This window comes from Streptomyces sp. NPDC111802, from assembly GCF_055634335.1.
Genome location: NZ_JBVKCZ010000010.1, coordinates 41165 through 60042 on the forward strand (window position 1 = coordinate 41165; position 18878 = coordinate 60042).

11 protein-coding genes are annotated in these 18878 nt (G+C 71.6%); 10 read left to right on the forward strand and 1 reads right to left on the reverse strand.

Annotation, left to right across the window (positions count from 1 at the left end):
- The first annotated feature begins 118 nt into the window (after positions 1–118).
- Both ACZ7NC_RS13015 and ACZ7NC_RS13020 read left to right on the forward strand, forming a co-directional pair.
- Positions 119–3436: a right-handed parallel beta-helix repeat-containing protein gene (locus tag ACZ7NC_RS13015; RefSeq protein ID WP_471487586.1), complete on the forward strand. Its 3318-nt coding sequence runs from the start codon at positions 119–121 to the stop codon at positions 3434–3436.
- Positions 3433–4671: a S8 family serine peptidase gene (locus tag ACZ7NC_RS13020; protein WP_471487588.1), complete on the forward strand. Its 1239-nt coding sequence runs from the start codon at positions 3433–3435 to the stop codon at positions 4669–4671. Before ACZ7NC_RS13015 ends, ACZ7NC_RS13020 begins: the two co-directional genes overlap by 4 nt.
- 80 nt (positions 4672–4751) lie before the next feature.
- Here the strand turns inward: ACZ7NC_RS13020 and eccCa are convergent, their stop codons facing one another.
- A complete protein-coding gene (eccCa, locus tag ACZ7NC_RS13025) occupies positions 4752–8750 on the reverse strand; it encodes a type VII secretion protein EccCa (protein WP_471487590.1) in 3999 nt (1332 codons plus the stop codon).
- Positions 8751–9203: 453 nt separating this feature from the next.
- Here eccCa and eccD point away from each other — a divergent pair, with 453 nt between their 5' ends.
- The 8 genes from eccD (at position 9204) to ACZ7NC_RS13065 (ending at position 18863) form a co-directional block, all read left to right on the forward strand.
- Complete coding sequence (gene eccD, locus ACZ7NC_RS13030) at positions 9204–10610, forward strand: type VII secretion integral membrane protein EccD (RefSeq protein WP_471487592.1); 1407 nt, start codon at positions 9204–9206, stop codon at positions 10608–10610.
- A 40-nt stretch (positions 10611–10650) separates the two neighbouring features.
- On the forward strand, positions 10651–12210 hold the full coding sequence (gene eccB, locus ACZ7NC_RS13035) for a type VII secretion protein EccB (RefSeq protein WP_471487594.1): 1560 nt from the start codon (positions 10651–10653) through the stop codon (positions 12208–12210).
- 473 nt (positions 12211–12683) lie between these two features.
- A complete protein-coding gene (locus ACZ7NC_RS13040) occupies positions 12684–13019 on the forward strand; it encodes a hypothetical protein (RefSeq protein WP_328877573.1) in 336 nt (111 codons plus the stop codon).
- Between the two features lie 85 nt (positions 13020–13104).
- Positions 13105–13413, forward strand: coding sequence for a WXG100 family type VII secretion target (locus ACZ7NC_RS13045; RefSeq protein ID WP_471487596.1), 309 nt, complete (start codon positions 13105–13107; stop codon positions 13411–13413).
- A gap of 272 nt (positions 13414–13685) precedes the next feature.
- On the forward strand, positions 13686–14156 hold the full coding sequence (locus tag ACZ7NC_RS13050) for a type VII secretion system-associated protein (RefSeq protein WP_471487598.1): 471 nt from the start codon (positions 13686–13688) through the stop codon (positions 14154–14156).
- A 24-nt stretch (positions 14157–14180) separates the two neighbouring features.
- The gene (locus ACZ7NC_RS13055; protein ID WP_471487600.1) at positions 14181–17900 is read left to right on the forward strand and encodes an AAWKG family protein; all 3720 of its coding nucleotides are present in this window, start codon (positions 14181–14183) and stop codon (positions 17898–17900) included.
- Between the two features lie 130 nt (positions 17901–18030).
- Entirely contained in the window at positions 18031–18486 is a 456-nt protein-coding gene (locus ACZ7NC_RS13060; protein ID WP_471487602.1) for a YbaB/EbfC family nucleoid-associated protein, read from the forward strand.
- A gap of 2 nt (positions 18487–18488) precedes the next feature.
- A complete protein-coding gene (locus ACZ7NC_RS13065; protein ID WP_471487604.1) occupies positions 18489–18863 on the forward strand; it encodes a hypothetical protein in 375 nt (124 codons plus the stop codon).
- Positions 18864–18878: the final 15 nt, after the last annotated feature.

Here is an 18878-nt window from a genome sequence, read left to right on the forward strand (position 1 = left end):
TCGCTCCCGGCCGCTGCCCCGCCCCGACAGCGGGGCATGATGGACCGTCGGCTCTCCGACACGCCCCCGGCGATCGGGGGCACCCGCTGAAGACGCCCCCCAGCAAGGAGGTTGGTGCGTGTCGCGCCAGGTACTGACGGTCGGTCCCGGGGACCAGGACCGCCACCGGACGATCGGTGAGGCACTCTCGGCTGCCCGTACCGGCGCGCTCATCAGCGTCCGGCCCGGGACGTACGCGGAGAACCTGGTGATCCACACCCGGGTCACCCTCACCGCCGCCGAGGGGCGGGGCACGGTCGAGATCCGGCCGCGTTCGGGCAGCGTGCTCTCGCTGCGCGCCGACGCCGTGATGCTCTCCGAGCTGTCCCTGCGCGGCGGGGACGCCGAGCTGCCCGCCGTGGACGTACGGCGCGGACAGGCCGCGCTCGACGGCTGTGAGATCGTCGGCGCCGCCTGGACCGCGATCCTGGCCGGCGGCACCGGCTCCCTCGCGCTGCGGGACTGCCGGGTCAGCAACCCGCAGGGCGCGGGCATCGTGGTCACCTCGACCACGCCCACCACCGTGGAGTCCTGCACGCTGGAGCACCTCGGCACCAGCGGCCTGGTCCTCGCCGAACAGGGCGAGGCCCGCCTCCGCGGCTGCACGGTGCGCGCCGCCCGCGGCAACGGCCTGCTCGCCAACGGCGAGGCCACCGGCAGCGTCGAGGACTGCGACATCTCCTCCACCGACAAGCCCTCCATCGCCCTGGAGCAGAACTGCTCCCTCACCGTGGTCCGCACCGTGGTGCACGACACCAGTACCGGCGTGCACCTGAGCAGCGCGGGCCGTACGACACTGGAGGACGTCCGCGTCACCGGGGCCTCCGGGAACGGGATCGCCCTGGCCGGGGGCACCGATCCGGTGCTGCGCCGCTGCCGCGTCTCGCGCACACGCGGCCACGGCGTGCTGGTCACCGATCGGGCTCGCGGCACCTTCGAGGACTGCTGGGTGGACGGCGCGCAGGGCGCGGCGCTGCGGGTCGCGGGGGCCGCCTCCCCGGCGCTGACCGGCCTGACGGTCCGTGACTGCGAGCAGACCGGGTTGCTCCTGGAGGAGGACTCGGCGCCGGAGCTGGACCGCCTGGAGGTGATCGGAGGCTCGCCCGCGGTCTCGGTGAGAGGCGGCGCCAACCCCCTGCTGCGCCGGGCCCGACTGGTGGAGCCCTCCGGCGACGGCATCGTGGCCGGCAAGGACGCCCGCGGCCGTGCCGAGGACTGCGAGATCGTCCGGCCGAAGGGCGCGGGTGTGCGCGTGGCCTCCGGCAGCACCCTCTACCTGGCCGGAGGCGGGGTCTCCGACACCGCCACCAGCGGCCTGGTCGTGGAGGACGGCGGCAATGTCACCGTCCGCGACTTCCGTGTCGAGATATCCGGCGAGGACGGTGTGGTGGTCGCGGCGGGCGGCGAGCTGACCGCCAACCGCACCACGGTGCACGCGCCCCAGGGCCACGGCTTCCTGCTCCGCGAGGGCGCACTCGCCTCGCTCAGCGGCTGCGAGGTCAGCGGCGGTGCCCAGGACGGCTTCCGGGTGGAGTCCACCGCCCCGGTCTCGCTGGTGAACTGTCTGGCGCGGGAGAACGAGGGCGGCGGCCTGGTGCAGACGGCGCCCGGCGAACGGCTCGCCGTGGACGGCCTCAAGAGCACCGGCAACGGCAAGCGGGACGCCTGGGGCACCGGCAGCGCCGAGAACACCGACCCGGCCGGCTCCGGCGCCGCGGACGCGCCCCCGCCGGACCGCGCGGACGGCCCGCTCGGCGCCCTCAACGCGCTGATCGGCCTGGAGAACGTCAAGCAGCAGGTGCGCACCCTGGTCAATCTGACCCAGCTCGCCCAGCGCCGCGAGCAACTGGGCATGTCCGCACCGCCGATGAGTAGACATCTGATCTTCGCCGGTCCGCCCGGCACCGGCAAGACCACCGTCGCCCGTCTCTACGGGGCGATCCTGGCCGAACTGGGCTCGCTGCGCAGCGGGCACCTGGTGGAGGTCTCCCGCGCCGACCTGGTCGCGCAGGTCGTCGGCGGCACCGCGATCAAGACCACCGAGACCTTCCAACGGGCCCTCGGCGGCGTGCTGTTCATCGACGAGGCGTACACGCTCACCGCGGACAGTGGCAACGGCGGCGCCGACTTCGGCCGCGAGGCCGTGGACACCCTGCTGAAGCTGATGGAGGACCACCGCGACGACGTGGTGGTGGTCGCGGCCGGCTACTCCCGTGAGATGGAGTCCTTCCTCGGCTCCAACCCGGGCCTCGCCTCCCGCTTCTCCCGGACCGTCGAGTTCGAGAACTACTCCGTGCCCGAGCTGGTCGCGATCATGGAGAACATGTGCGCCCAGCACCAGTACGAACTGGGCGAGGGCACCGCGGCGGCGCTGGCGGCGCACTTCGAGGCGATGCCCAAGGACGCCGGATTCGGCAACGGCCGTGCCGCGCGAGGGGTGTTCGAGGAGATGGTGGACCGGCAGGCGGTCCGGCTCGCCGCCCAGGCACAGGTCGGCGAGCACGACCTGCGGCTGCTGCTGCCGGAGGACGTGTCCGTCACCGCCGCCGCGAAGGCCGCCGAGTCCGGGGTTCCCGACGACGACCCGCTGACCCGTCTCGGCGACATGATCGGCCTGGCCGAGGTGAAGCGCGATGTCGCGGACCTGGTCAACCTCATCACCACCGCCCGCCACCGGGCCGCCGCCGGGCTGCCGGTGCCCTCGCTCAGCCACCACCTGGTCTTCACCGGCCCGCCCGGCACCGGCAAGACCACCGTCGCCCGCCTCTACGGCGAGATCCTGAGCCAGCTCGGCATCCTGGCACGAGGCCAGTTGGTGGAGGCGGCCCGTGCCGATCTGGTCGGCCGCTACATCGGCCACACCGCCCAGCTCACCCGCGAGGTGTTCGAACGGGCCCGTGGCGGCGTGCTGTTCATCGACGAGGCCTACACCCTCACCCCGCAGGGCGGCGGCGCCGACTTCGGCCAGGAGGCCGTGGACACCCTGCTGAAGCTGATGGAGGACCACCGCGACGAGGTGGTCGTCATCGTCGCCGGCTACACCGACGAGATGGAGCGCTTCCTCGCCTCCAACCCGGGGCTGTCCTCCCGCTTCCCGCGCCGGATCCGCTTCGCCGACTACTCCTCCGAGGAACTGGTCACCATCGTGCGCGCACAGGCCGCGAGCATGGGCTACGAGTGCGGACCCGGCACCGGCCCGGTGCTCAAGTCGTACTTCGACGCGCTGCCCCGGGACCGTTCGTTCGGCAATGCCCGGCTGGCCCGGCAGGTCGTCGAGTCGATGGTCACCCGCCAGGCGGGGCGGCTCAGTTCGCTGGCCGCGCCCACCCTGGACGATCTGCGCATCCTCATCCCCGAGGACGTCGTGGCCGCTGCCCCGAAGGGGGCCGGCCTGTGAAGCCGCCCGCCCTCGGCGCCGCCCGCCTGCTGTCCGGCGCCGGCCTCGCCGCAGCCCTGCTGCTGCCGACGGCCGTTCCGGCTCATACGGCACCCCTGTCGCGGATGCCGACGGCCGACGGGAAGAAAGGCCAGGAACTTCCCGCGATGCCCTCCGCGCTCGATCCGGAGGCGGAGGAGGCGGAGTGCACCCCCGCCTCCCGGGAGAAGGCGGAGAAGCAGGACTGGTCACGTCAGCGCCTCGACCTGGACCGGCTGCAGGGGCACGGCACCGGTGCGGGTGTGACCGTCGCGCTGATCGACACCGGCGTCGCCCCTGACGCCGCCGGTCTCGACGGCAGGGTCACCGCCGCCGGGGCGGCTGCCGACGACTGCGTCGGGCACGGCACCTTCCTGGCCGGGCTGATCGCCGGGACCGGCTCGCGCCTCGCCGGAGTCGCCCCGGACGCGAGGATCCTCGCCCTGCGCGGCACCGACACACGCGGTGAGCCGAGCCCCGCACTGGTCGCGGAGGCGGTACGCGAGGCCACCGAAGCCGGGGTCGAGGTGATCGCGGTCACGGTGGCCCTGCCCCGCCGGGACACGGACCTGACCCGTGCGGTCGCCGACGCCCGCCGCGCGGGCGCGGTCGTGGTCGCCGCGGCCACCCCGGACCCGCCGTCCCGGGGCGGCACCGACGAGATCCCGTCCCGCGTGTACTGGCCGGCCGGAGAACCCGGCGTCCTCTCGGTCGCCGACATGCTCCCCGGCGGCGTCCGCCCGGACGGCTCCCTGCCCACCACGGGCATCGATCTGGCCGCGCCCGGGGCCGGGGTGGTCTCCGGGGGCCCGCGTGGTGACGGGCACTACCTCGGCGCGGGCGCCTCGGTGGCCACCGCCTACGCCGCCGGGGCCGCCGCGGTGGTCCGCGCGGCCCACCCGGACGCCTCGCCCGACGCCGTCACCCGTCGGCTGACCGCCACCGCCTACCCCGCCGACATCCCGCAACTGGATGCCTATGCCGCCGTGACCACGGTCCTCGGCGACTCGGGTGGGCCGACCGGAGCCGAGCGCGCCGCGGATCGTGTCGCCGTACGCGATACGGCCGCCGCCGACCGCGCCACCGACCGCGCCACCCTCTTCGTCCTCCTCGGCTCCGCCGCCGTGCTCACCGTCCTGTGGGCCGCGTTCACCCTTCCCCGGGCCCGCTCTCGGGGATGGCGTCCGGCGGGGGCGGGCGGATCGAGCGAGGACTGAGCCCGGACAGTCCGTCCCCTAATGCCGAGGCGGGGGCCACCCCAGGTGACCCCCGCCGCTCATCTCACCGTCTCGGTCCCTCAGCCCTCCTGTCCGGGGCTCGCCTCCACCAGCGCCGTCTGCATCAACCGTGGCTTGCGGCGGGCGATGTGCAGGGCCCGGCCGGGCGGGAGGTTGACCGGCTTCGCGTTGCCGAAGAGGCGGCCTTCGGTGGGCGGGCAGGAGAGCAGTACGGCCGGGTTGTTCGCCTCGTCGAGGCGGCGGATCAGGGCGTCGCTCAGGCCCCGTCCCGCGCCCATCGCGCTGCGGGCGACGACCAGGTGCAGGCCCATCTCGAAGCCGAGGGTCAGATGCTCGAAGAGCGCCTCGAACGGGCTCTGGAAGGAGTTGCCGGAGACCATGTCGTAGTCGTCGACCAGGATGAACAGACGCGGGCCGGTCCACCAGTCGCACTTGCGCATCCGGGCGGGGGCGATGTCCGCGCCGGGGACGCGGGTCTTCATCGCGCGGGCCGCGCCGTCGATGGTCTCGGTGAGGTTGTCCAGGGAGATCACATGCCCGATGCGGTACTCCTCCGGGATGGCGTCCACCAGTGTGCGCCGGTAGTCCACCGCGATGATCTTCGCCTCGTGCGGGGCGTAGCGGGTGGTGATGCCCTCGGTGACCCGGCGCAGCAGGTTGGTCTTGCCGCTCTCCGTGTCGCCGACCACGATCAGGTGCGGGGTGCGGCTGAAGTCGTGCCACACCGGCTCCAGCGCGTCCTGATCGATGCCGAGTGGGAGGCGCATGCCGCCGCCCTCGGTGGCCTCGGGAGCGGGGAGTTCGGCGAGCGGCAGCCGGTGCGGCAGCATCCGGACCTGCGGAGCGGCCGGGCCGGACCAGTGCCTGGCGACCTCACCGACGAGGTGGGCGACACCGTCGCCGAGGTCGTCCAGGGAGCCGCTGCCGTCCAGGCGGGGCAGGCCGGCGAGGAAGTGCATCTTGCTGTCGGCGGTGATGCCCCGGCCGCCGCTGCGCGGCACCGAGCGGGCCTTGCGGGTGTCGATCTCGGAGTCCATCGGGTCGCCCATCCGCAACTCCAGGCGGGTCGCGGCCTGATCGCGGACCTGTGCGGACAACTCCACCCAGCGGGTGGTGGTGATGAGCAGATGGATGCCGTAGTTGAGGCCGCGGGCGGCGAGTTCGTTGAACTTCGGGACCAGCTCGTCGTAGTCCTGACGGACCGTGGACCAACCGTCGACCACCATGAACACATCGCCGAAGGGCTCGTCGGGGAACTCCCCGGCGGCCCGGCGACGGCGGTAGGACTGCATGGAGTCGAGGGTGTGGTCGACGAAGAACTGCTCGCGCCGGGCGAGCAGCGTCATCACCTCGGCGACGGCCCGGTGCACCCGCTCCGGGTTGAGCCGCGCCGCGACACCGCCGACGTGGGGGAGCCCGGCGAGCTGGGAGAGGCCGCCACCGCCGAAGTCGAGGCAGTAGAACTGGATCTCGGCGGGGGTGTGGGTGAGGGCGAGGGCGGTGATCAAGGTGCGGGCGAGGGTGGACTTGCCGCTCTGCGAGCCGCCCGCGATGGCCACATGACCGCCGGCCCCCGAGAGGTCAACGACCAAGGGATCGCGGCGCTGCTCGAACGGCTTGTCCACCAGGCCCACCGGCACCCGCAGCCTGCCGGTCCCGGGCCAGCCGATGGCGCTGAGGCCGCGCTGCGGGTCGGGGGCGATGCCGGGCAGCAGGGCGTCCAGCGGCGACGGCTCGTCCAGCGGCGGCAGCCACACCTGGTGGGCGTCGGGACCGGAGTCACGCAGACGGTCGAGGGCCACGTCGAGCAGGGTCTCCTCGTCGCCGGTCTCCTCCGGCTCCGGGTCCGGGGCGGGCGTGGGGTCGAGCGTGCGCGGCACCACCCAGCCGCTGGTCCACGGCACGACCTGGCTGGCCACCCGGGCCTGCACCACCGCGCCGGTGCGGCGCCGGTACGTGCCGGAGGAGTAGGCGGCACGGAAGCGGGTCAGCGCTTCCACACCGGACTTCAGATAGCCGCTGCCGGGCTGGGCGGGCAGTTCGTAGGCGTCCGGCACGCCGAGCACACCGCGGCTCTCCATCGCGGAGAAGGTGCGCAGGCCGACGCGGTACGACAGATGGCTCTCCAGCTGGTGCATACGGCCCTCGTCCAGGCGCTGCGAGGCCAGCAGCAGATGCACGCCCAGGGAGCGGCCGAGGCGGCCGATCATCACGAACAGGTCCATGAACTCCCGGTGTGCGGAGAGGAGTTCGCTGAACTCGTCGACCACCACGAACAGGCTGGGCAGCGGGGTGAGGTCCGCGCCGCCCGCGCGGGCCCGCTCGTACTCCAGCGCGGAGGTGTAGTTGCCGGCGGCGCGCAACAGCTCCTGGCGGCGGATGAGTTCGCCGTGCAGGGCGTCCTGCATGCGTTCCACCAGGGCGACTTCGTCGGCGAGGTTGGTGATGACGGCGGAGGTGTGCGGCAGTTCCTCCAGGCCGAGGAAGGTGGCGCCGCCCTTGAAGTCGACCAGGACGAAGTTGAGGGTCTCGGAGGAGTTGGTCAGGGCGAGGCCGAGGACGAGGGTGCGCAGCAGTTCGCTCTTGCCGGAGCCGGTGGCGCCGATGAGCATGCCGTGCGGGCCCATACCGCCCTGCGCCGACTCCTTGATGTCCAGTTCCACCGGGCGGCCGTCCACGCCGACCGCGATCGGTACCCGCAGCCGGGCGGAGCCGGTGTGCCTCTCGAAGAGGACCTTCGGGTCGTGCCGGTGCAGGTCGGGGATGCCGAGCAGGGTCGTCAACTCCACGTCGGAGTCAAGGGGCTGCGCGATGTCGGTGCCCAGGCTGATCCGACGGGAGGCGACCAGCCGGGCCAGCGACTCCGCGCCGAGCGGGCCGAGCCGGTCCGGTCGGCCGAGCGGCACCGAGCGCTCCTTGCGGCTGCGGTCGGTGCGCACCAGGTTGACCTGGTCAGGGCCGACGGTGAGCCGCAGCGTGTTGCGGCCGGGCCGCCAGCGCAGCGCGCCGGAGACGTCCAGGACCACGGCGTTGCGGTAGCCGTGCCCCTCCCAGCGGTGGCCTTCGGGGACGGTGATGCCGTCCAGGACGACGACCGTGTACGGCTCGTCACGGCCCGGACGGGCGTCCGGGTCGAAGCCGGGGCGTTCGGCGAACTCGGCGCCGAGCAGGTCGTCCAGTTCGGTGAGGTCGGCGGTGATCCTGCGGATCTGGCCGGCGCCGTCCTCCTCGTACGGGTGCAGGGCGTGCGGCAGCCACTTGACCCACTCCCAGTCGGACCGCCGCTCGTCGCTGACGCAGAGGGCGATCCACAGCTCCTCGGGCGCGTGGAACACGGCGAGCTGGCCGAGCGCGGCGCGCGCCAGAGCACGTACGGCTTCGGTGCCCTCACTCTCCCCGGAAGACGCGGCGGCCCGCTCGGCGAGCTCCTCGCCCGGTGTTTCCTCGGGGCGCAGCATGACCCGCGCCGAGGAGCGCAGATACAGACCGAGGGGCTGTTCGGGGATGGTGGAGTAGGCGCGGATGAAGCGGCGCAGGGCGTGCGCGCAGAGCGGTTCGAGGTCCTCGACCGGGCGGGTGGACACCGGGTTGAGGGTGAGGGCGAGCTGCTGTTCGCCGACCGCGAGCCGGACCTCGCCGAAGTCCTCGTCGGCCGGGCGGCGTTCCCACAGCCGTGAGGTGCGGGCCAGCGAACGCAGTGACGAGGGCTCCGGGTGGCGCCAGGCGAGCGCCCGCTGCTGCTCCACGATGGTGGCCCGGACCCGTTTGCGGGTCTGCGCCAGATAGCGGAGGTAGTCGCGGCGTTCGCCCTTCAGACGCTGCTTGCGCTCGCTGGAGCGGCGCATCAGCTGGCCCAGCAGCATGGCGCCGGCGGACAGGGCCATGACGCCCATCGCCAGATACATGAAGACGCCGTTGCCACCCCCCGGACGCAGGAACATCAGCATCATCGACACCGACATCAGGGCCATCGGCAAATAGGTCCATATCGCTGAGGTGTCGGGCACCGTCTCGGCGAGGACCGGCGGCTCCTGGAGGGTCAATTGCCCTTCGGGCATCTCGGGTCCGCGCCTGCGGGCCGGCCGGCGAAACAGCACCACACTCAAGGAACAGAACCTCCGGTTTCACTGGCTTTCCGGCCCGCGCCGAATACCGGCACCCCGCTACCGGGAAAGACCGCACCGCGCTCATTTTCCGGGGACCCGGGTACGCGGTGAACGCCGGATGAATGTTGTGAGTGGAAAGCGGGGAGCGGTCAACTCCCCCACCATTCAACTGCATACCGGACAAGGCATCCGGTCCCCAGCACGATCCGGCGAGCGTAGGCAGTAGTCTGCATTCACCAAACGCGACCTGTCCACGCGGGAGAGGTGGTTGCCGGGTACACGGACCCAATTCCCCTGCCCGACCCCCCTGTTCTGGCCCGTACGGACCTTCCGTACTCTTCGCACTGCCCCTGTCCTGGGGAAGTCCTCCTGCCAAACCCTCCACGGAAGACGAGAGTTCAGCTGATGACCGACAGCGCGGTGGCCGAACTGTGCCGCCTGACCGTACGTGCGCCGAGCGTCTCCGTCGATCTGGCCGTACCCGCCGACGTGCCGGTCGCCGATCTGCTGCCCACGCTGCTGCGTTATGTCGGTGAGGAGGCCGAAGAAGCCGGACTCGACCATGCGGGCTGGGTGCTTCAGCGGCTCGGTGACGCCCCGCTCGACGAGGAGACCACCCTCGCGCGGGCCGGTCTCGCCGACGGGGACGTGCTCTATCTGCGCCCGCACACCGAGGCGCTGCCCGAGGCACGGCTCGACGATCTGGTGGACGGGATAGCGGACACCGCGGGCCGGAGGCTGCACACCTGGCACCCCGAGGCGGCCCGCGGGCTGCTGGTGGGCGCCACGGTGGCGACCGTGGTGGCCGCGCTGGTGGTGGTCTTCTGGCCCGGGGTGACCGGCTCCGGTTCCGCCAGGGCGGCCTGCGCGGCCGTGGCGGGCGTGCTGCTGCTCGCGGGCGCGGGCACCGCGAGCCGCGCGGTCGGCGACCGTCTCTCCGCGACCGCGCTCGGCCTGCTGGTCGCGCCCTGTCTGGCACTGGCCGGCTGGGTACTGCCCGGCGGGGATCTGACCGGCCCGGACGCGGCACGCGTCGCGGGTGCGCGGCTGCTCGCGGCAGGTGCGGCGGGTGCGGGCGGCGCGGTCCTGGCGCTGGCCGCCACCGCGGTCGGCGCCCCGGCCCTGCTGGCCACGGCGGTCGTGTCGGTGGCCACCGCGATCGCCGGCGCCCTGATCGGCTACTCGGACCTGGACGTGGCGGCCGCGGCGGCGCTGGTGGCGACGGTGGTCGCGCTCGCGGCCGGGACGGTGGCACCGTTCGCCTTCAAGCTGGCCGGGATGCGGATGCCCGCCCTGCCCTCGTCCGCCGGACAACTCCAGGAAGGCATCGAGCCCTACGCGGGCGACGAGGTCGCCGAACGCACCGAGCTGGCCGGGCGCTGGGTCACCGCGCTCTTCGCCGTCACCGGCGTCATCGCCGCGGCCGCCCTGGTCGTCCTCGCCGAACACCCGGACCTGCCCGAGGTGTTGACCGCGCTCGGCTTGAGCCTGCTGCTGCTTCTGCACAGTCGGGGACTTGTGCACATCGGGCAGCGGCTGACCCTGGCGGTGCCCGGGATCTGGGGGCTGCTCCTGCTCGCCCGCACCTGGGCGGCGGACAGCGACAGCGACGGGCGACTGATCGTCTTCGCGGTGCTGCTCGGCGCCGCGGCCGCACTGGTGATCGCCGCCTGGACGGTGCCCGGTCGCCGGATGCTGCCGTACTGGGGCCGGGCGGCGGAGGTGGCGCACACCGGCATCGCCGTGGCCCTGCTGCCGCTCAGCCTGTGGGTGGCGGGACTCTTCGGCTGGCTGCGCGGCCTGTTCGGCTGAGCACACCCGCACTGCGGCAAGAGAACGAGTAGGAGAGACCGTGCAGTCCAAGCGCGATCAGGTACACGCCCACAGTTTCATGATGGGCAGGCTCAGCTCGGGCCTGCTGATGGCCGACCCGGACGCCCCGGAGAGCCCGCTCGGGCGCACCACCCGCGGTGTGGTCTTCGGCGTGCTGGCCACCGTCCTGATCGGCGCGGGCGCCACCGTCTACGGGCTGCTGCGCCCCGGCGGGAACGACGCCTGGCGCGACGGAGCGAACCTCGTGGTCAACCGCGACACCGGCGCCCGCTACCTGTGGACCGGCACCGACGGAGTGCTGCACCCGGTACGGAACTACGCCTCGGCGCGGCTGATAGGCGGCTCCGACCTGAAGACCGTGGATGTCGGCACCGCTTCGCTGCGAGACGTCCCGGTGGGCGCACCGGCCGGCATCCCCGGCGTCCCCGACACCGTGCCCGAGCCCGGCCAACTCGACGCCGGCGCCTGGCACATGTGCGTCACCGGCCCGGACGGGGCGCTGCCGGACACCTCCGGTGCCGTGGCGAGCACCGGGGTGGAGAAGCCGGGGGCGACCACCGTGGTGGCCGGGGCGCCGCTGGACTCCCGCGGCATCGACGGCGACCGCGCGGTGCTGGTGCGCGGGCCGGACGACACCGAGTACCTGGTGTGGCGGGGCAGCAGGCTGCCGTTGGACCGCGAGTCGGACGCCCGTAACGCCCTCGGCTACGGCTCGGAGCGGCCGATGCCGGTCTCCGCGGCGTTCCTCGACGCGCTGGCCCCCGGCCCCGTCCTGAAGCCGCCCGCGGTGCCGGGGCGCGGTGAGGAAGGCCCCGTGCTCGGCGGTGAGGCCAGCCGGATCGGCCAGCTGTTCAAGGTCAGCGTCCCTGGTGGCGACAGCACGTACCACCTGCTGCGCAAGGACGGCCTGGTGCCGCTGACCCGGCTCGGCGCCGCCCTGGTGCTGGGCGATCCGGCCACCCAGAAGGACGCCTACCAAGGACGCTCGCCCGAGGTGCGCACGGTCGGCGCCGACGCGCTGCGCGAGCACCGGGCCACGGATCAGGGCGCCACCGAGTCCACGGAGCTGCCGGACGCGCCGCCGGTTCCGCAGTCCGCGCCACGCGGCACCGCGCTCTGTGCGCAGGTCGACGGCGACGACGGCGGCGTCCGGATCAGGTCGGTCCTGGTGCCGCTGACCCGGCTCGCCCCCGTCGCGGTGTCGGAGGGCACCGCCCAGCCGCTGCAGCCGGCCTGTGTGCCGACCGACGCCACGGTGGTCAGGCCCGGCCGGGGCGCCCTGGTCCGGGCCCTGCACGCCAGCGGAGCCGCGCACGCGGGGACGACCTTTCTGGTGGCGGAGAACGGCGTGAAGTACCGCGTCTCCACCAAGAATTCGCTGGCCGCGCTCGGATACGAGACCAAGGACATCGGCTCGGTCCCGGCGCCGCTGCTCGCGGCCCTGCCGACCGGCGCCGACCTCGACCCGGACGCCGCCTCGGGCACCGCGGAGCCCAAGGTGACGGCGCCGCGGTGCGCTGTCGCAGCGGAGCGGGGCGAGGGCAGCGCCGGGCAGGACAAGGCGGACACCTCGCGCTGATCACGGCAACGGGCGCATTCGGCGCCGATGAAAAGGAAAAGGGCACGGCAGCATAAGTATTGAGCCAAACTCGGTTCCGATGGTGTGTGAAGTCCGCCGAGCAATCAGTGGGTTCGAGCGCGGCGGAACCTCAAACAGAGCTCAGATATTCCGGCCGGGACCGTGCCCGCGAAATCCCGGGGAAGCGCTTGCATTGCCGGATGCGGCTCTCCGTGATGCCCGTTCGCCTTCTACGCGTGCCCGTTTCCCGCCCGCCTTGTGTCGCCCGGCGGGGCAGTGGACGACCCCGTGCTAGGCCGGCCGGCAGGCTTGTTCATTTCGCTGAAACCTCCGCACAACTCCCTTGCCACGCAAGAATTCTGGGGCGAGCTGACCTAAGCTCAAATCTTCCCTGCGTGCGTTGCGCGGAGCGCCGGCTTCTCTTTAGCCTCAGCGGGCAACGACGAGACAGGGCTGAACGAAGGGAGCGCGACATGGCGGACAGCGCCGCAAGGAAAGCGGACTATGCCAAGGGCTTGGGGGGTGTCTCCTCCCTGGAGTCGGCCCGGAGCCAGGTCGAGAAGATCCAGAACAACGTCGGCGAGATCGCCGCGCGTTCGGGCGTCGGCGGCGACGAGGGCCAGGCCCTGCTGAAGCTCTTCCGCAGCTGGAACGCCGAGGCGCAGAAGGTCGTCATCCAGATCAGCAAGATGGTCGACGCGCTCCAGGAGAACGTGACCTCCGCCAACCGTCTGGCGCAGGAGAACCAGGACCTGACCGAGGTCCTCAACAGCAAGACCAGCCAGGGCGTCTTCGAAGCGCTGCGCTGACCCGACCCGCAGCACCGGCCCCGTCACGGCGAGGCCGGACCCCTTGAGCCGGGTCCCAGCGCCCGGCCGTCCGAGAGGAGACGTCATGGCCGACGGCATCATCGACGTGCAGTACCCCGTGGTCCGCAACGCCATCGAGGAGTTGATGGCGCAGACCCAGCAGATCATCACGACCCTCAACAACCTGGAGGACGAGCTGAAGCCGCTCGTCAACTCCTGGGAGGGCTCGGACCAGGAGACGTACCGCCAGGTCCAGGCGGAGTGGGACCAGGCCACCAAGAACATGGCCCAGCTCCTCGGCGACAACGGCGAGCTGATCCAGACCATCCACGACAACCACTCCCGCGACGAGCGCAGGAGCGCCGACAACTGGGGGAACGTGCGCGCCCGTTAGGGCACAGCCGGAGTTTCCTGACATCGGCCCCGAGGGCGGCCCCGGGCATCCGGCGCGTGCGACCGGAATACGCCCGGCGGCGCTCTCCGGGGCCGGCCCGAAGTGTCCCCGCGAGGACGTGCCGGACGCCGTGGAGCGGGCGGGAAACTCCGGACCGCGGCTCGGTGCCCCCGTGCGGCACACGGCCCCGCCGGCCCGGCCGGCCTCCGTTCGCGGGGCGCCCGCCGGGCCCCCGTATCCCCGTCCGGCACCAAGCGGCAGGAGAGCGTCCCATGGCCGGTGAGAAGGCCGACGTCAAGCATTTCGACCTCAAGCAGATGGAGAACTTCCGGGACAACGAGGTGCAGCCGGTCTACACCGCCGCGAAGAAGCACCGCGAGGACGGCGACGGCGCCCACATCCGCCCGCTCGGCCACCTCATCGACGGGCACACCACACCGGAGAACCTCGCCCAGGACAAGCAACTCCTGCGGATCGGCAGGATGGTCACCGAACCGCTGGTCTCGGGACCCAAGCTGATCGAGGACATCCGCAAGGCGGCCGAGGCCATCGACAAGCTGCTCGGTGACCAGATGGACCTCTTCAAGGAGCTGAAGGAAGCGCTCACCGACACCATCGACGAGGCCAACAAGACCAAGGACAAGAACCTCGACGCGATCGACGCGCAGACACTGCTCCAGAGCTTCGAAGAGGTCGACACCCTCACCGCCGGCGGCACCGGCGATCCGGAAGACGAGTCCTGACCAACCCAGCAGAAAGGGCGCCCGGTGGCCGATCGGTACGATCCCAACTCCGTCGCCAATCTCGACAAGTTCGACAACTCCGGCGACCCGGCGACCGACACCTGGGCCACCCTGGTCACCCACATCACCGGCTATCCGGTGCCGGACCGCAACACGGTCTTCGACACGCTCCGCTCCGAACACGGCGGCAAGCTCTTCCGGATGGACATCAAGGAGCGCAGCCTCAGCCTGCTCGTCAAGGACTCCGGCTTCCTGACGAACAAGGGCGAGGACTACGACATCTGGTTCTTCGACAGCGGCAAGAAGCGCTCCATCATGCAGGCCCGGATCGTCTTCGAGGGCCGTGTGAAGGCAGGTGAGGAGATCATCTTCGCCGGTCCGGGCTCGGACAACGTCCATGACGCGCAGGTCCGTGAGGGCAACGAGTTCACGGACTACAACAAGGACAAGATGAGCACCATCCCGCTCGCCCGGTACATGAACGGGCCGCGGGCGGCGCTGCTCGCCCTGCTGGGCGGCAACACCCAGGACGCCCGGTTCAGCAGTCTGGGCGTGCCCGGGGCCGACGTGGTGGACCTGAACTCCTTCAACACCACCGGGGAGTCCTTCGACTTCGCGGCCAAGTTCTTCAAGGACCACGCGGTGGTGCTGAAGGACTGGGAGGACCGATTCAGCCGGGACGACGCGAGCTGGAAGGGCGAGGCTGCGGAGGTCTTCCGCAGCCTGCTGAAGAAGATCCGCGAGAACTACGACAATTACGTGGAGACCTTCAACTCCACCCCCGGGTCGGGCGACGAGACCGGCACCGGCAACACGGTGTACTCGCGCGCGCTGTCACTCGGCCGCAAGTACCTGGAGGACGCCGCCAACAAGCTGCTGGAGGCGTGGCTGGCCTGGGCCAAGTCCCCGTACTACGACCCGCACCAGGTGCTGCGCTACGTCCTGGACGACCTCGCCCAGTGGGTCGACGCGAACAACGTGGCCAAGACGGACATCAAGTCGTACACCTCCCGCTACACCACCACCGTCAGCCACAGCCCGCAGGCCGGCTTCACCCAGGTGCATCCGGAGTACGGCGATCTCACCGACATCGCGAACTGGGCGAAGGTCGGCGACAAGGCCGTCAAGATCTGGAGCCAGGGCGTCGACGAGTATCTGGGCAAGCCCGCCGCGACGGTGCAGTCGAACCTGAACAACCACTTCCTCGACCTGGGCGACGACTTCTCCGACAACGTGCCCAAGCCGAAGTCGACCAGCACGGCCTCGGAGGAGTACGAGGAGAAGAAGGCGAAGGAGGAACAGGACGAGATCAAGCGGCAGAACGAGGAGAACAAGAAGTACCAGGACGAGTTGCGCGACGAGCAGAACCGGCAGCGCGAGGAGGACAAGAAGTACCAGGACGAGCTGCGCGAGGAGCAGAGGCGGCAGCGGGAAGAGGACAAGAAGTACCAGGACGAGCTCCGCGAGGAGCAGAACCGGCAGCGCGAAGAGGACAAGAAATACCAGGACGAGCTCCGCGAGGAGCAGAACAAGCAGCGCGACGAGGACAAGAAGCTCCAGGACGAGTTGCGCGACGAGCAGAACCGGCAGCGCGACGAGGACAAGAAGTACCAGGACGAGCTTCGGGACGAGCAGCGGCGTGAGCAGGAGGAGGCCAAGCGCGCGGCCGAGGAGCAGAGCAAGGCCATGCAGGAGAGCCTGGGCGGCCTCAACGACCCCAACGCGGTCACCGAGCAGAACCTCGGCAACCTCGACGAACTGCTGAACCCGACCACGGTCACGGAGAGCCTGGGCGACCTCGGCGACGTGAACAATCCGGGCAGCGACCAGCAGTGGTCCACGACCAACCCGCCCCCGGTCACCACGAGCCTGGGCAACCTCGGCGCGCTCAACAACGGACCGGGCGGGACGAACAACTCCGCCAACGACGCGATCACCCAGAACCTCGGCAACCTCGGCGGCCTGAACACCGGCGGCGGCTCCCTCAAGACCCCGACCGGCGGCAACACTCAGCTCAGCGACGGCAAGCTCACCACCGACTTCCCGGACGGCAGCAGCACCAGCTTCGACCCGGACAGCGGGACGCTCACCACCACCCACCCGGACGGCAGCGTCACCACGCAGAACCTGGGCGACGGCACCAGGGTGACCAACCCGGACGGCTCGGTCACCTCCCTCGGCGACGACGGCAAGCTGACCACGACGTTCCCCGACGGCACCACGCAGACCGTCGACCCCACGACGGGCCGGACCACCACCACCGCCCCTGACGGCACCACCACCACGACCGACCTGGGCAGCCTCGACGGCCTCAACAGCGGCCTCGGCAGCGGCGACGGCGTGCTCGACACCCCGACGGGCGGCAACACCCAGCTGACCAGCGGCGGCGATCTGACCACCGACTTCCCGGACGGCAGCAGCACCAGCTTCGACCCGGACAGCGGGACGCTCACCACCACCCACCCGGACGGCAGCGTCACCACGCAGAACCTGGGCGACGGCACCAGGGTGACCAACCCGGACGGCTCGGTCACCTCCCTCGGCGACGACGGCAAGCTGACCACGACGTTCCCCGACGGCACCACGCAGACCGTCGACCCCACGACGGGCCAGACCACCACCACCGATCCCGACGGGACCACCACCACCGAGAACCTCGGCAACCTGGGCAACCTCAACGGCCAGGGCGGGCTCGGTGACCTCGGCGACATCAACTCCGGCGTGCCCACGGAGTCCATCGGCGATCTGGGTGACCTCGGGAACCTCAACACCGACGGGGCCGGCCTGGAGACCCCGACGGGCGGGCACACTGCGCTCGCGGGCGACGACTTCGCCACCACGTTCGGGGACGGCAGCAAGGCCGTCTTCGACCCGGACACCGGGACGCTCACCACCACCGGCCCGGACGGCTCCACCACGACCACCGACCTCACCCACGGTGCGCGGGTGACCAACCCGGACGGCTCCATCACCAGCCTCGACAACGGCCAGCTGACCACCGACTTCCCGGACGGCAGCACCCAGGTCATCGACCCGGACACCGGTATCGCCACCGTCACCGACCCGCAGGGCAACACCGAGACGGTGAACCTGCACGATCTCAACTCGCCCGACCACTCGGATAGTTCGGACATCCTGGACGGCCTCGGCGACCTGGAGAGCATCGGCGGCCTCAACGACACCGGTGGCGGTGCCGACACCTCCACCCGGGACGTGTCGCTCTCCGACCTGGGTGTCGGCGGCGGAAGCACGGGGGCCTCCGGCGGCGGCTTCTCCGGGGCGAGTCACCTCTCCCCGGACGTCTCCGGCGGAACCGGAGCCGAGCCCCTCTCGGACGGTACGGCCGACAGCGTCGGTACGCCCCTCGCTCCCGCCGCAACGGCCGGAGCCCCTGGCGCGCCCGGCACGCCCGGCAGCCCCGGCATGCCGATGGGCGGCATGGGCGCGGGTGGCATGGGCGCGGGCGGCGACAAGGGCAACGGCGAGCGGGTACGCGCTGTACTGGTCGACGCGGCCGAGGAGAGCGAGCGCCGCAACCGCCGACGGCGCAGCCCGTGGAACCGCCAGGAGGACGACGACACCTTCCTGGCCCCGGCCTCCCGGGTGGCGACCACGGGCGGCGACTCCCCCGAGGAGGAGACGGAGCCGGGCCGCAGGGCCACCAGCTCCGCCGACTACCTGGAGGAGGACGCGGACGTGTGGGGCACCGAAGAGGGCGGCACCCCGGCCGTCATCGGACGGTGAGCACCGCTTCCCAGGTGGGGGCCTCACCAGGCAAGATCAGCAGGGCAGTTGAGGGACCGACAACCACGGCCGAGCGCACGGACCGGTGCCCGGACGCACGAAGAGACCGACGGAGAAGGCAGGAGCGGGCGTGACGGAACCGCTGGAGAAGCGCCTCGAAAAGGCCATGGCCGAACTCCAGGCCGCCCAGGAGGCGGTGGCGCGCACCGAACGCGAGCTGCGGCAGGCGTCGTTCGCGGTGCTCTCCTCCGACCGCGCGGTCCGCGCCACCGTGGGCCCGCAGGGCGAGCTGTCCGGGATCGAGTTCCTGGAGAACAAGTACCGCGACATGTCCCCCCAGGAGCTGGCCGCCAGCGTCCTGGAGGCGGCGAACGCGGCGCGCCTGAAGATGAACCGGCATGTGATGAAGGCGATGGCACCCTTCACGGAGCCCAGCAGCAACGTCCCGGAGCTCAAGGGCTTCGAGCTGGACTGGGAGCGGATCTTCGGCCCCGAGGTGCTGCGCGAGGACGACGACGACACGGCGCGCGCCGGCCAGGCCACCCCTGCCTGGCGGGACGCGCTCGGCGAGGATGGCGAGGACTGACGATGGGACAGCGGTACTACGTCGACCCGAACCGCATCGAGGCCCTGGCGAGGCAGCTGGAGGAGATCGGCACCCTGGCCACGAGCATCACCGAGGAGTTCCTCGACGAACTGGCGCCCACGGTCAGCTGGCCCGGCACGGAGGGCGAGTTCGCCGAGAAGGCCAAGCCGCAGGAGCAGAAGGAGCGGCAGACCACCAAGGAGACCATGATGTCCATCCGCGACGCGGTCGTGGGCATCACCGACGCCACGGTCAGTCAGGTCCGCATGATGAAGGACACCCGCGACCGCAACATCGAGGACGTCGAGCAGGCCAACAACCGCGTCAACACGAACGGGTTGAACGGCGACGGCCCGGGCGGGCATGGCCGTCGCTGACCTCCGCACCGTCGG

Bases quoted from the DNA above. Each gene is read 5' to 3' on its own strand.
- ACZ7NC_RS13050 (WP_471487598.1), top strand. From the start codon at position 13,686: ATGGCCGGTGAGAAGGCCGACGTCAAGCATTTCGACCTCAAGCAGATG.
- eccCa (WP_471487590.1), bottom strand. From the start codon at position 8,750: ATGCCCGAAGGGCAATTGACCCTCCAGGAGCCGCCGGTCCTCGCCGAG.
- ACZ7NC_RS13045 (WP_471487596.1), top strand. From the start codon at position 13,105: ATGGCCGACGGCATCATCGACGTGCAGTACCCCGTGGTCCGCAACGCC.
- ACZ7NC_RS13040 (WP_328877573.1), top strand. From the start codon at position 12,684: ATGGCGGACAGCGCCGCAAGGAAAGCGGACTATGCCAAGGGCTTGGGG.
- eccD (WP_471487592.1), top strand. From the start codon at position 9,204: ATGACCGACAGCGCGGTGGCCGAACTGTGCCGCCTGACCGTACGTGCG.
- ACZ7NC_RS13065 (WP_471487604.1), top strand. From the start codon at position 18,489: ATGGGACAGCGGTACTACGTCGACCCGAACCGCATCGAGGCCCTGGCG.